General features: G+C 72.3%; 12 protein-coding genes. 11 read left to right on the top strand and 1 reads right to left on the bottom strand.

What is annotated here, in order from left to right; all coding sequences use genetic code 11:
- Positions 1 to 384 precede the first annotated feature (384 nt).
- The 4 genes from EIY87_RS36550 (at position 385) to EIY87_RS36535 (ending at position 2,596) form a co-directional block, all read left to right on the top strand.
- Positions 385 to 735, top strand: coding sequence for a hypothetical protein (locus tag EIY87_RS36550; protein WP_125314533.1), 351 nt, complete (start codon positions 385 to 387; stop codon positions 733 to 735).
- A complete protein-coding gene (locus EIY87_RS36545) occupies positions 728 to 1,264 on the top strand; it encodes a DUF3558 domain-containing protein (RefSeq protein ID WP_225440273.1) in 537 nt (178 codons plus the stop codon). The genes EIY87_RS36550 and EIY87_RS36545 overlap by 8 nt, the downstream gene beginning before the upstream one ends.
- 76 nt (positions 1,265 to 1,340) lie before the next feature.
- On the top strand, positions 1,341 to 1,844 hold the full coding sequence (locus tag EIY87_RS36540) for a PPE domain-containing protein (RefSeq protein WP_125315000.1): 504 nt from the start codon (positions 1,341 to 1,343) through the stop codon (positions 1,842 to 1,844).
- A complete protein-coding gene (locus EIY87_RS36535; protein WP_125314532.1) occupies positions 1,841 to 2,596 on the top strand; it encodes an ESX secretion-associated protein EspG in 756 nt (251 codons plus the stop codon). Before EIY87_RS36540 ends, EIY87_RS36535 begins: the two co-directional genes overlap by 4 nt.
- Positions 2,597 to 2,700: 104 nt before the next feature.
- On the opposite strand, the gene EIY87_RS36530 is transcribed toward EIY87_RS36535, so the two are convergent.
- Positions 2,701 to 3,717 carry a hypothetical protein gene (locus EIY87_RS36530; RefSeq protein WP_125314531.1) on the bottom strand — a complete coding sequence of 339 codons (1,017 nt, stop codon included), beginning with the start codon at positions 3,715 to 3,717 and terminating at the stop codon, positions 2,701 to 2,703.
- A gap of 496 nt (positions 3,718 to 4,213) precedes the next feature.
- Between EIY87_RS36530 and mraZ the strand changes: the two genes are divergently transcribed.
- The 7 genes from mraZ to mraY all read left to right on the top strand — a co-directional run bounded on the left by mraZ (position 4,214) and on the right by mraY (position 12,866).
- The gene (mraZ, locus tag EIY87_RS36525) at positions 4,214 to 4,645 is read left to right on the top strand and encodes a division/cell wall cluster transcriptional repressor MraZ (RefSeq protein ID WP_125314530.1); all 432 of its coding nucleotides are present in this window, start codon (positions 4,214 to 4,216) and stop codon (positions 4,643 to 4,645) included.
- 217 nt (positions 4,646 to 4,862) lie between these two features.
- On the top strand, positions 4,863 to 5,816 hold the full coding sequence (gene rsmH / locus EIY87_RS36520; RefSeq protein WP_125314529.1) for a 16S rRNA (cytosine(1402)-N(4))-methyltransferase RsmH: 954 nt from the start codon (positions 4,863 to 4,865) through the stop codon (positions 5,814 to 5,816).
- Positions 5,813 to 6,535, top strand: a complete 723-nt coding sequence (locus EIY87_RS36515) for a hypothetical protein (RefSeq protein WP_125314528.1) — start codon at positions 5,813 to 5,815, stop codon at positions 6,533 to 6,535. Before rsmH ends, EIY87_RS36515 begins: the two co-directional genes overlap by 4 nt.
- Positions 6,535 to 8,457 (top strand): peptidoglycan D,D-transpeptidase FtsI family protein, encoded by a 1,923-nt coding sequence (locus EIY87_RS36510; protein WP_191984398.1) that lies wholly within the window; start codon positions 6,535 to 6,537, stop codon positions 8,455 to 8,457. The genes EIY87_RS36515 and EIY87_RS36510 overlap by 1 nt, the downstream gene beginning before the upstream one ends.
- Positions 8,458 to 8,743: 286 nt before the next feature.
- Entirely contained in the window at positions 8,744 to 10,288 is a 1,545-nt protein-coding gene (locus tag EIY87_RS36505) for a UDP-N-acetylmuramoyl-L-alanyl-D-glutamate--2,6-diaminopimelate ligase (protein WP_125314526.1), read from the top strand.
- Positions 10,285 to 11,787, top strand: a complete 1,503-nt coding sequence (locus tag EIY87_RS36500) for a UDP-N-acetylmuramoyl-tripeptide--D-alanyl-D-alanine ligase (protein WP_125314525.1) — start codon at positions 10,285 to 10,287, stop codon at positions 11,785 to 11,787. The genes EIY87_RS36505 and EIY87_RS36500 overlap by 4 nt, the downstream gene beginning before the upstream one ends.
- The gene (mraY, locus tag EIY87_RS36495; RefSeq protein ID WP_125314524.1) at positions 11,784 to 12,866 is read left to right on the top strand and encodes a phospho-N-acetylmuramoyl-pentapeptide-transferase; all 1,083 of its coding nucleotides are present in this window, start codon (positions 11,784 to 11,786) and stop codon (positions 12,864 to 12,866) included. The genes EIY87_RS36500 and mraY overlap by 4 nt, the downstream gene beginning before the upstream one ends.

Below are 12,866 nucleotides of genomic sequence, written 5' to 3'. Positions count from 1 at the left end.
GTGGACTCCGCCGGATAAGGCGGCCGCCCGGATGCCTGCTCGCCCGATCCGGGCGCCGCAGACTGGATTCTCGACGTCACTCGACCTCCTGGTGGCGCGTGGCCGCGCGCACTGTGCGCACCGCCGGGCCGAAGCCCCCATCGCTGCTGTCCGCGCGCAGCGACCAGCCTTCCATCCAGTGTGTCAAACCCGGGCGAACCAGGGGCCGGAACCCCGCGAACCCGGCACGAGCACGCCCGGTACGGCGGTTGATGACACTGCGCAAGCAGGGACGATACCCCGAACGGGTGTGTTGTCACCCGATTCTGGGTGCTCCCGCTGACGGGCCGCTTTGTTCTATGCTGCGTTTCGAGGTCGCCCGGCTACTGAGAGGCGTAACCGCTTATGAGCGAGGCGCGAGCGCAACCGCCGTTCGACTTGCGCGGCTTCGCGGTCGCGCCCGAGCTGGCCGCGGACGCCTACGCGAAGCTCGGCCAGCTGCAGGACGTCGTCGGCGAAATGGTCCGCGAAGCCAAGGTGCTCGGCCGGACGGTCCCGCTCGGCGGCGGGTACGCGGGGGAGCTGGGCAAGTTCATGGCCGAGTACGGCATCGGCGGCCAGGGGTCGGCCGTGCAGCAGCTGACCGCGTTCGGCAAGGAGCTCGAGACGCTCAAGCACCGGATCTCGCAGGCGCTGGCGAAGTACCAGCACGCCGACGAGCAGGCGGCGGACGGGGTGGACTGCACGGGTGGCTGAGCGCTGGAAGCTGGTGTGGGCCCCGGTCGTGCTCATCGCGCTCGCCGGGTGCGGGCAGGCGTCGCCGCGGACCGAGATCGGGCACGTCACCTCTTCGCCGCCGTCGTCGCCCCCGCCCGTCGCGTGGACCGGGCTGGCCGCGATGGACCCCTGCACGCTGCTCACCCCGCAGGACCGCTCGAGCGCCGGGGTGAGCGTGCCCGGCAAGCCCAAGGAGATCGCGGGCGACCGCGCGTGCGACTGGACGGTGCCCGGCACCTTCGGCGTCACCGTGACCCTGAGCGAGACCGACGGACTGGCCGACCTCGAAGTCGCGAAGAAGACGGCGACCAGGACGACGGTCGGCAGCCACCCCGCGCTGAAGGTGATGGACAAGAAGGCCGCCGACGGCACCTGCGCCGTGCTGCTCGGGGTCGGCGACGCGGCCAGCGTCCAGATCGACGTCAGCAACAGCGGCTTCTCGGACACCCCGCTCGCGTGCCGCCGCGCGGGCACGGTGGCCGGGCTGGTCGAACCGAAACTGCCCTGACCACGAGAGGTGCGCCGTGCCCGACGCCGAACCGCCCGTCCCCACCGCGCGGTACGAGTCCTACAGCCACGAGGCCATGGCCGCGGAGGTCGAGGCGGGCAACGACCCGGTCGCCGCGGGCGAGGTGGGCGCGCGCTGGGACGGGCTGGCGAAACGGCTGCAGGAGTCGACCGCCGAGCTGGCCGGGCTGATCGCGTCCTCGCAGGAGAACTGGCGGGGCGGCGCGGGCGACGCGGCGCGGGCCGCGCTCGGCCGGGCCGCGGGGTGGCTGTCGCACTCCGCCGCCGTCTCGGCGTCGGTCGGCCGGGCGGTCGGCGCGCAGGCGGACGCGGCCGCGCGGGCCCGGGCCGACATGCCACCGCCGGTGGCCTACGACCCGGCGTCGGTGATCCGGGACGCCGCGTCGTCGGGGAACCTGCTCGCCATGGCGGGGCTGGCCGACGAGCTGGCGGCCCGCCGCGCCGAGGCGGAAGCCGCCCGCCAGAAGGCGATCGACGTCCTCCGCACCCGCGACGCGGCCCTGCGCGGCCACGTCCCGGGCGAGACGTTCCCCGCCGCGCCGTCCCTGGGGCAGGCTTGATCCGCGTCTCGGCCTCGGCGTTCGACATCCTCTGGACCGACCTCGGCCACGACCGCCCGCCGGAGCCGCTGAGCGTCCGCAGCGTGGGGAGCACGGAGGAGGAGCGCGCCGAGGTCCGCAAGGCGGTGTACGACAACCTGGCCGAACGCGGGCTGTACGACGGTTCGTCCCTGGAGCCGGCGCTGGCGGAGCGGCTCTCGCTGCTCGCGTCGGCGGAGGTGTTCGTCGCGTGCGAGGCGATGGTGGACATGACGGCGTCCGCGCCGTTCCGCGCGGTGACGGGCGTGCGCGGCCGCCGGGGTGTGCTGGCGGCCCAGCCGGAGCAGACGATCGCGCTGTCGGCCATCCGCGACGCCGAGTTTTGTACGGCGATCGTCGACGTCCTGCCGGAGCTGACGGCCGGCCCGGGGTACGGGGTGAACCTGCCGGCACCGGCGTTGGCCGGTTCGGTGGAGGATCCGGTGTTCTCCTCGCGGGGTGCCGCTTCGGCGGCTTCGTCGGCTCAGCTGCGGGAGGTGCTGGCGATCCAGGCGCGCCCGGTGTACTCGGCGGGGTCGTTCAGCGTGAGCCGGCGTTCTTCCTCGGGGCGGGTCGCGCGGGTGGGTGGGTTGTCGTGGTTCGACACCGACGTGGGGGCGTACTGCGCGACCAAGACCGCGGGGCGGGGCGGGCAGGAGTGGGTGAACGTGACCCCGGTGGACAGCGCCCGCCTGGCCACCCGCGTCGCCGCCCTCCTCACCCCGGACGACTGACCCGGCGAGCGGGTGACCGGCGGCAGGGGTCGCCTGGTCTGCCCGGCCTCGCGGGGATGTCATGAAAGGGTCGTTCATCTCGCCAGACGACATGAACGACCCTTTCATGACATCGCGGACGGCCGGATCTGCCGTGCTGCGCGACTTGCCGGGGCCCTGTCGTGACGTCCGAGAAGGACCACAGGCGGGCGTGGGCGGGCTGCTGCCGCCCGGTACGCGGAGACGAGGTCGCTCGCCACGCTGTGGGGCTCGCTCCGCAGCCGGCTCGGCACGGTCTGGACCACGGCGACGCCGGCGGCCGAGTAGCGGTTGTTCCGGGCCAGGGTCGCCGCGTAGCCGGGTTGCCCGAAGTGGAACTCGTAGGAGTCGATCTCCCAGGCCAGCGCGACCTCGTCGAACCACGCGTCCGGGGTTGCGATGTAGCGGCCCCGGCCGTCGCGCAGTTCGAGGTTCCAGACGGGCTCGGGCAGGCCGGTGCGGCGCCACACCGCCATGGCTTCGGCTTCCGCGGCCGACCGGGCCCCGTCGGCGATTTCCCGGAGCACCGAGCGTGGCAGCGCGGTTCCCCGCTTGCTGCCTGCCCCCAGCTCCGCCACCAGCTCGGCCGGGTCGACGCCGAGCTGCTGAACCACTTCGGCGAGCAACGCCCGGATCGGCGGCCGCTCCCGCAGGCGACGGCACTCGTCCAGCACCGCTCGCGCCGGCGGGGCGAGGAGGAGATCGTCGGATCGGACCGGTGCGGGCATGCGCTTGGTCCGCTCGACGAGGACGTAACCGGTGCTGGAGACCTTCAAGTGCAGCGGCAGGAGAACGTGAACCGGCTCGTCCGGCCGGGCAGCTCGGTTCAGCCCCTGCCTGCGGCACGCTTCGACACCCGTGACGACCGCTTGGCCGTCGCAATGGAGGAGGGCGCCCTCGATCAGTTGCCGCCGGGTGGGTTCGCCGGTTCGCAACAGCACCACACCCGGGAGGAGCCGTTGCCACGGCCCGCCGGGGAGGCACCGCCGGTAGCTGGTTGCCGGCGGCACACCCAGCGACTCCAGGTGCGCCACCGTGATCACGCCTCGACGGCTGGCCGTGAAGAGCGCCTCCGCGTCACGCGTCCAAGATCCTCTTGCCACGTGTCGATCGTGACCCGCTCACCCGCGCAAAACCAGGGCTTTCCGTGATCTGTGGACTACTCGGGGTGATTCCGCGCGCCTGTGGACAAGTCCGAAAGCCATGAACGACTCGTTCATGGCGTCGGACGAGATGAACGACTCTTTCATGACATTCGGGCCGAGCCCCGGGTCCCCACTGGGACCCACCTGGGTTCCCCACGGGGCCCCACTTGGGGGGCCTCGGGGTTCCTTCGCGGCCGTTATGCGGACGCGCAGGGAACAGCTGAGGTTGCTCCGGCCCCCGCCGCGGGGGATCTTGGCCACCGCGCCCCCTGCGCCCCCCACCTGCCCCCACCTCGTTGACCTGCGTAAATACGCCACACGACGGAGTGAGCCGCCGGTTTCTCGCGTTGACTGTGGTGAAAAGTGGGGTACGGTGGTGGCCAGTGGGGCGGAAGGGAAGCCCTGGAGCCGTGGACGGTGGTTCGCCGCCCGAAGCGGTAGGGAGGTGGAGGCCGTGTTCCTCGGCACCCACACCCCGAAGCTGGACGACAAGGGGCGGCTCGCGCTGCCCGCGAAGTTCCGCGACGCCTTGGCCGGCGGGCTGATGCTCACCAAGGGGCAGGACCACTGCCTCTTCGTCTTCCCCCGCGCCGAGTTCGAGCAGATGGCGCGCAAGGTCGCCGAGGCCCCGTTCACGAACGAGGCCGTTCGGGCCTACCAGCGTTACCTGTTCGCCGGGACGGACGAGCAACGGCCGGATGGCCAGGGGCGCATCACCATCGCGTCCGAGCTCCGCCGCTACGCGGGGCTCAGCAAGGAGTGCGTGGTGATCGGGGCGATCACCAGGCTGGAGATCTGGGACGCCCAAGCGTGGCAGGGCTACCTGGAGGAACACGAAGACAGCTACGCGAAGGCTCGAGAGGAAGTACTGCCGGGCGTCTTCTAGGCGTGCGGTCGCGGTGCACCTTCGTCGTCGGGGGACGAAGAGGTTCGCCGCCCGCGCGACGAGGGGGAAGCCCACCCGGATGCCGTGAGGCCTCTGTCCGCTCAACAGCCCTGGTGCACCTTCCCCGGTACCAGGTCCGCAGCGGGCGGACAGGGACCTGACGGCATCCGCCATATTTCCCCCGGGCCGCCCAGGCGAGAAAGGGGGAGGGAACACCATGTCGGCACCCGAGCACGTCCCGGTCCTGCTCGACCGCATCGTCGAGCTGTTCACCCCCGTCTTCGCCGACCGCGACGGCGTCCTCGTGGACGCGACCGTCGGCCTCGGCGGGCACTCCGACGCCCTCCTCGAAGCCTTCCCGCGGCTGCGCCTCGTCGCGCTGGACCGCGACCCGGCCGCGCTCGAGAAGTCCGCGGAACGGCTCGCGCGCCACGGTGACCGCGTCGACTTCGTGCACACCGTCTACGACGGGCTGCCCGCGGCGCTCGCGAGCCTGAACCTGAGCAAGGCCGACGGCATCCTGTTCGACCTCGGCGTCTCCTCGATGCAGCTGGACCGGGCCGAGCGCGGGTTCGCCTACGCCAAGGACTCCCCGCTGGACATGCGGATGGACCCGACCACCGGGTTCACCGCCGCCGACGTGCTCAACACCTACGCGCCCGGCGAGCTGATCCGGATCCTGCGGGACTACGGCGAGGAACGCTTCGCGCAGCGGATCGTCAAGAGCGTCGTCAAGGCCCGCGAACAGGAACCGTTCACGACCAGCGGGCGCCTGGTCGAGCTGCTCTACGAAGCCGTCCCGGCCGCCACCCGCCGCACCGGCGGGCACCCGGCCAAGCGCACCTTCCAGGCGCTGCGGATCGAGGTCAACGGCGAGCTGGAGGTGCTCCGCCGCGCCATGCCGGCCGCACTGGGGGCGCTGCCGATCGGCGGGCGGATCGTCGTCGAGTCGTACCAGTCGCTGGAAGACCGGCTCGTCAAGCAGGCGCTGGCCGAGCTGGCGAAGTCCCGCACCCCGGAAGGCCTTCCGGTCGAGCTGCCGGGACACGGGCCGGAGCTGAAGCTCCTGACCCGGGGCGCCGAGAAGGCCGGCGAAGAGGAGATCGAACGGAACCCGCGCGCCGCCTCGGTGCGGCTGCGGGCCGCAGAGAGGATCGGAGAGCCGCGATGACCGCTCCCACGAAGTCCCGCCGCCGGGCCGCGCCGGCGACGCGGGGCCGCAGCGAGGCCGCCCGCACCTCGACCACCGTCGAGCCGGACCCGCAGACCACCCAGCCGGGCAAGGCCGCGCCCCGGCGCGGTTCGCGCGGCCGCACGTCCGCGGCCGAGCGCGCCTACGCGCGCCGCGCCCAGCGGGCCGACCTGCTCAAGGAGCGCGAGCCGCGCCCGGAGCCGAAGCCCGCGCCGGGGACGCCGGCGCCGAAGCTCAAGCTGAAGCTGCGGCTGCCGAAGTCGCGGGCGTCGTTCGTGCTGATGATGATGGCGCTGCTGGCCGTCGGCGTGGCCACCACGCTCTGGCTGTCCACGCAGGCGATCGCCGACTCCTACCGGCTCGAGCAGCTGCGCAGCACCAACGCGAGCCTGGCCGAGACGAAGGAGCAGCTCCAGCGCGACGTCGCCAAGGCCGAGTCGCCCGCTTCGCTGGCCCCCGCGGCCCAGCAGCTGGGCATGGTGCCCGGTGGCGACCCGGCGCGGATCGTCGTCGGCCCCGACGGCAAGACCTCGCTCGTCGGCGAGCCCAAGAAGGCGAAGGCGGACACGCCGGCGGTGCCGGTCGCCCCGCCGGCCGCGCCCGCCGCGGGCACGCAGTCGCAGCAGGGCGCGCCGATCGAGGGTGACCAGCCCGCCGTGCCCGCCGAGGAACAGCAGCAGCCGGCGGCCGGCCAGTGATGGCCACGGGCCGGGGGCAGGTCCGCGCGCGCTCCGCGGGGAGCGCGCGCCGGACCTACGCCGCCGGGACGCGCAGCGCGGCCGCGCGCCGGGGCAACGGCGGCAACCGCACCCGGTTCTCGGCGGTGCGCCTGCTGCTGGTCGCCGTCCTGCTCGTCGCGGGCGGGAAACTGGTGCAGGTGCAGTGGTTCGAGGCCGGGGCGCTGTCCGCCGCGGCCGAGCGGCAGCGCACCCAGACCATCGACATCCCCGCCCAGCGCGGGTCCATTGTGGACCGCAACGGCGCCAAGCTGGCGTTCAGCGTCGAGGTGCGCACGCTTTCGGTGAACCTCAAGGCGCTCCACAAGAGCATGGACGACTTCGCCGCGAAGAACCCCGGCACCCAGAAGACGTTCGACAACGAGACCGCGGCCGCCGCGAAGTACATCGCGGGCAAGCTGCCGAACGTGATCGGCGAGCAGCAGCTGCTCGACCTGTTCCACAAGCAGGCGTCCTTCACCTACCTGGTGAACAACGTCGAGCCGTCGATCGCCGCCGACATCGTCAAGCACTTCGCCTGGATCGGCGTCGAAAAGCGGGCGCTGCGCGAGTACCCGGGCGGCAGCCTGGCCTCGAACATCGTCGGCGCCGCGAACTGGCGCTCCGACGACCCGGACGTCTCCAAGCACAACCTGCACGGCCTGGTCGGGCTGGAGCTGCTGCGCGACAACGACCTGGCGGGCACGCCGGGCCGGATGATGGTCAACACCAAGAACGGCAGCGACAACGTCGTCATCCCGGGCACCGAGCACGACCTGCAGGCCGCGGTCCCCGGCTCGGACCTCGAGCTGACCGTCGACTCCGACCTGCAGTACGAGGTGCAGCGCCAGCTGTCGGACTACGTCCAGCAGTCGCACGCCAAGGGCGGGCAGGCAGTCGTGCTGGACGCCAAGACCGGCGAGGTCTACGCGCTGGCCAACGACAAGACGTTCGACCCGAACGACCAGTCGACCTGGACCAACGAGGACCTGGCCAACCCCGCGGTCACCACGCCGTTCGAACCGGGTTCGGTGAACAAGGTCGTCACCGCCACCGGGGCGATCGACGAAGGCATCGCGACGCCGGAGTCGACGATCCAGGTGCCCGGTGCGCTGCAGGTGGCCGACAAGACGGTGCACGACGCCTGGACCCACGGCACGCAGACGTTCACCACCGCCGGCATCTTCGCGAAGTCGTCGAACATCGGGACGCTGCTGCTGGCCCAGAAGATCGGCGAGGAGCACTACTCGGAGCTGCTCAAGCGGTTCGGCCTCGGCCAGCGCACCGGCGTCGGCCTCCCCGGCGAGAGCGCGGGCGTGGTGCCGGCGCGCAGCCAGTGGTCGGCGACGACGTTCGGCAACCTGCCGATCGGGCAGGGCCTGTCGATGACCGTGCTGCAGATGGCCGGGATGTACCAGGCGATCGCGAACGACGGCCTGCGCGTCGAACCGCGGATCGTCAAGGCGAAGGTCAACCCGGACGGGACGACCGTGCCCGAGCCGGCGCCGAAGAGCGTCCAGGTGGTCAGCCCGCAGACGGCGAAGACGGTGCGCGACATGATGCGCGCGGTCGCCCAGAACGGCAAGGGCCTGCAGAAGGGCACGGCGCCGACGGCGGCGGTCGAGGGCTACCAGATCTCCGGCAAGACGGGCACCGGCCAGCAGGTCGACCCGCGGACGAAGGCCTACAGCGACCACCTGTACAACATCACCTTCGCCGGCATCCTGCCCGCCGACCACCCGCGGTTCGTGGTCGGGATCCGGCTGGACGCGCCGGACACCACGCTGCCGGTGGGGCACTCCGCCGCGCCGCTGTTCCACAGCATCGCGTCGTACCTGACGCAGCGGTACCAGATCCCGCTGTCGGACGGCCCTTCGCCGGAAGTCCCGCTCATCATCCCGTAAGCACGATCCGTGAAGGGCCCCTTACCGGCATTTAGTTCCGTGAAGGCCTCCTTACCGGCATCAGATGCCGGTAAGGAGGCCTTCACGGCTTTTCCGCGGGCATCGTCCACTTCGGCTGGTCGCGGGTGGGAAAGTGTTGTGTGGCAAGGGGGAGCGGCGGGGCGTTTAGCACAGGTGCCGAAGCGGCGCGCAATCGCCGTACCGCGTGCGGGGGGCCGGAACGGCCGCCGGTAGCCTCTTGGCCGTGTCCGTGTCCTCGTCCAGTTCCCAGGTGCCGGAAAGCCCGGTGAAAGCGGTCCCCGCGCCGCCCCGCCCGGCGCGCATCGTCCCGGTCCCGCTGGCGACGCTGCTCGCCCGAGCGGACGCGCGGCTGATCGCCGAATCGCCCGACGCCGCCGACCTCACCGTCACCGGCACCACGCTGCGCGCCCAGCACGTGCTGCCCGGTGACCTCTTCGCCGCCCTCCCGGGGGCCCGCGCCCACGGCGCCGACTTCAGCGACCAGGCGGTCGCCGCCGGGGCCGTCGCGGTGCTGACCGACGCCGAAGGCGCCGAGCGGCCCGCCCTGCGCGACGCCGGCGTCCCGATCCTGGTCCACGCCGACCCGCGCGCGGCCCTCGGCGAGATCGCCGCCTGGATCTACGGCGAGCCCTCGCTGCGGCTGGCGGTCCTCGGCGTCACCGGCACCTCCGGCAAGACCACGACGTCCTACCTGGTCGACGCCGGGTTGCGGGCCGCCGGCCTGACCACCGGCCTGATCGGCACGGTCGAGACGCGGATCGCGGGCGAACGCCTGGTCAGCGGCTTCACCACGCCCGAGGCGCCGGACCTGCAGGCGCTGCTCGCGGTGATGCTGGAGCGCGGCGTCACCCACGTGCCGATGGAGGTCTCCAGCCACGCGCTCGCGCTGGGCCGCGCCAACGGCACCCGGTTCGCGGTCGGCGCCTTCACCAACCTCTCCCAGGACCACCTGGACTTCCACAAGGACATGCAGGAGTACTTCGCCGCGAAGTCCCTGCTGTTCGACGGCCGCTCGACCAGCGAGGTCGTGGTGGTCGACAGCGCGTGGGGCCAGGCCCTGCTCACGCCGCAGACGATCACCGTCACCACGGACCCGGGCACCGAGGCCGCCTGGAAGGCCACCGACCTGGAGGCCACCCCGCACGGCGAGCAGACGTTCACCCTGCACGGCCCGGACGGCGTCAGCGCCGCGGCGAAGATCCCGCTGCCCGGTGAGTTCAACGTCGCCAACGCCGTGCTCGCCGCCGCGATCCTGAGCACCGCCGGGGTGAGCCTGGAGCACATCGTCGCCGGGCTCGCCCAGGTGCAGGTGCCGGGCCGGATGGAGCGGGTCCACGTCGGCCAGGAGTTCACCGCCGTCGTCGACTACGCGCACAAGCCCGCCGCGGTCGCCCAGGGCCTGGACGCCCTGCGGGCCCGCGCCGAGGGCCGGATCATCACCGTGCTCGGCTGCGGCGGCGACCGGGACACCGCGAAGCGCCCGATGATGGGCGAGGCGGCGGCCCGCCGCAGCGAAGTCCTGATCGTCACCGACGACAACCCGCGTTCGGAGGACCCCGCGGCGATCCGCGCGGCGATGCTGGCCGGCGCCCGCGCGGTCGGGCCGGCCGAGGGCGGCGAGGTCATCGAAATCGGCGACCGCCGCGAAGCCATCGCGCACGCCGTCGCGCTGGCCGGGCCGGGCGACATCGTCTTCCTCGCCGGCAAGGGGCACGAGTCCGGCCAAGAGGCCGGCGGCGTCGTGCACCCCTTCTCCGACCGCGACGAGCTGGCCGCGGCCATCCGCAACAAACTCGAGGTGAGTGTGTGATCGTGCTCAGCCTGGCCGAGATCGCCGACGTCGTCGGCGGCCGGCTGCACCGCGCCGAGCCGGGCGCGCAGGTGACCGGCACCGTGGAGTTCGACACCCGGAAGCTCACGCCCGGCGGCCTGTTCGTCGCCCTGCCGGGGGAGAAGGTCGACGGCCACGACTTCGCCGCGCAGGCCGTCGAGGCCGGTGCCGTGGCGGTGCTGGCGGCCCGCGAGGTCGACGCGCCCGCGATCGTCGTCCCGCCGCTGGCCGCGGGCGAGGCCCACGAGCGCTCGGTCGCGCTGACCGGCGACAAGGACGGCTCCGGCGCCGCGGTGCTGGGCGCGCTGGCCAAGCTCGCCCGGTACGTCGTGCAGCGCCTCTCCGAGGGCACCCTGACCGTCGTGGGCGTCACCGGCTCGTCGGGCAAGACGTCGACGAAGGACGTCATCGCGCAGCTGCTCGAGCCGCTCGGCCCGACGGTCGCGCCGCCCGGGTCGTTCAACAACGAGCTGGGCCACCCCTGGACCGCCCTGCGGGCCGACGCGGAGACCCGGCACCTGGTGCTGGAGCTGTCCGCGCGCGGCCCCGGGCACATCGCCCACCTCGCCGAGATCGCGCCGCCGAAGATCGGCGTGGTGCTCAACGTCGGCAGCGCGCACGTCGGCGAGTTCGGCTCGCGCGAAGGCATCGCCAAGACCAAGGGCGAGCTGGTGGAGGCACTGCCCGAGGACGGCGTCGCGATCCTGAACGCCGACGACCCGCTGGTCAGCGCGATGGCGAGCCGCACGAAGGCCCGCGTGGTGTTCGTCGGCGAAAGCCCCTCGGCGCAGGTGCGCGCGGAGAACATCACCGTCGACGACGAGGCCCGCGCGTCGTTCCGGCTGGTCACCCCGGCCGGCGAGGCCGACGTCAAACTGCCGCTGCACGGCGAGCACCACGTCGGCAACGCCCTCTCCGCCGCCGCGGTCGCCCTGGAGCTGGGCTCGACGACCGAAGAGATCGCGGCCCGGCTGTCGTCGCTCGAGCGGCGGTCGGCGCGGCGCATGGAGGTCGTCACCCGCGAAGACGGCGTCACGATCCTCAACGACAGCTTCAACGCCAACCCCGAGTCGATGCGGGCCGGCCTGAAGGCCCTCGCGGCGATGACGCGGGAGAGCGGCCGCCGGTCCTGGGCCGTGCTCGGCGTGATGGGCGAGCTGGGCGCCGACGCGGTCACCGCGCACGACGAGATCGGCCGCCTGGTCGTCCGGCTCAACATCGCCAAGCTCGTCGTGATCGGCCCCGAGGCCGCGGCCATGCACCAGGGCGCGTTCCAGGAGGGCTCCTGGGGCGAGGAATCGACCTTGGTACCCGACGTCGAGGCCGCGATCGCCCTGCTGCATGATCAGCTCCGCCCGGGGGACGTGGTGCTGGTGAAAGCCTCCAAGGCGGCCGGCCTCTGGCGGGTCGCCGAGGCCCTGCTCGAACCCCGGGAAACCGACAACTCCGAGAATCGCTCGAACGGTGGTGACGCGTGATCAGCATCCTGATCGCGGCCGCGGCGGGCCTGCTGGTCTCCATCCTGCTGACGCCCTACCTGATCCGGGTCTTCTCCCGGCAGGGCTTCGGCCAGGAGATCCGCGAGGAAGGCCCCCAGGGACACAAGTCCAAGCGCGGTACCCCGACCATGGGCGGTGTCGCGATCATCATCGCGATGGTCGTCGGGTACTTCGCCGCGCACCTGATCAACTGGATGTTCAACTCCCGCAGCGGCGCGCCGACGGCCTCCGGGCTGCTCGTGCTGATGCTGGCGGTGGGCCTGGGGATCGTCGGCTTCCTCGACGACTTCATCAAGATCCGCAAGCAGCGCAACCTGGGGCTGAACAAGACCGCGAAGCTGGTCGGCCAGCTGGTGGTCACGGTCGCGTTCGCGGTGCTCGCGCTGAACTTCGCGGACGAGCGCGGCATCACGCCGGCGTCGCAGAGCCTCTCCTACGTCCGCGACCTCGCGCTGATCACCTTCCCCGCGGTGTTCTTCGTGATCTTCTGCTACATCGTGATCTCCGGCTGGTCGAACGCGGTGAACTTCACCGACGGCCTCGACGGGCTGGCCGGCGGCTCGGCGGCGATGGTGCTGGCCACCTACGTCGTCATTTCGTTCTGGCAGGAGCGCCTCAACTGCGCGAACGGCCCCGCGCCCGCCTGCTACGACGTCCGCGACCCGCTGGACCTGGCGGTCGTCGCCGCCGCGGCGACCGGCGCCTGCGTCGGGTTCCTCTGGTGGAACGCCGCCCCGGCGAAGATCTTCATGGGCGACACCGGCTCGCTGGCCCTCGGCGGCCTGGTCGCGGGCCTGTCGATGACGACCCGCACCGAGCTGCTCGCCATCGTCATCGGCGGCCTGTTCATGGTCGAGATGATCTCGGTGGTCGCGCAGATCGCGGTGTTCCGGACGACCCGGCGAAGGCTCTTCCGGATGGCGCCGTTCCACCACCACTTCGAGCTGGCCGGGTGGGCCGAAACCACGGTCATCATCCGGTTCTGGCTGCTCTCGGCGATCTGCTGCATGTTCGGTCTGGGCCTGTTCTACAGCGAGCAGCTCGGCTTCGGAGGCTGA

This window comes from Amycolatopsis eburnea (assembly GCF_003937945.1).
In the GTDB taxonomy this organism is placed as follows: domain Bacteria; phylum Actinomycetota; class Actinomycetes; order Mycobacteriales; family Pseudonocardiaceae; genus Amycolatopsis; species Amycolatopsis eburnea.
The sequence above is the reverse complement of the archived record's forward strand: the minus strand, read 5'-3'. Positions and strand labels throughout refer to the sequence as shown.

Bases quoted from the DNA above. Each gene is read 5' to 3' on its own strand.
- EIY87_RS36550 (WP_125314533.1), top strand. From the start codon at position 385: ATGAGCGAGGCGCGAGCGCAACCGCCGTTCGACTTGCGCGGCTTCGCG.
- EIY87_RS36540 (WP_125315000.1), top strand. From the start codon at position 1,341: ATGGCCGCGGAGGTCGAGGCGGGCAACGACCCGGTCGCCGCGGGCGAG.
- rsmH (WP_125314529.1), top strand. From the start codon at position 4,863: ATGTCGGCACCCGAGCACGTCCCGGTCCTGCTCGACCGCATCGTCGAG.
- EIY87_RS36515 (WP_125314528.1), top strand. From the start codon at position 5,813: ATGACCGCTCCCACGAAGTCCCGCCGCCGGGCCGCGCCGGCGACGCGG.
- EIY87_RS36510 (WP_191984398.1), top strand. From the start codon at position 6,535: ATGGCCACGGGCCGGGGGCAGGTCCGCGCGCGCTCCGCGGGGAGCGCG.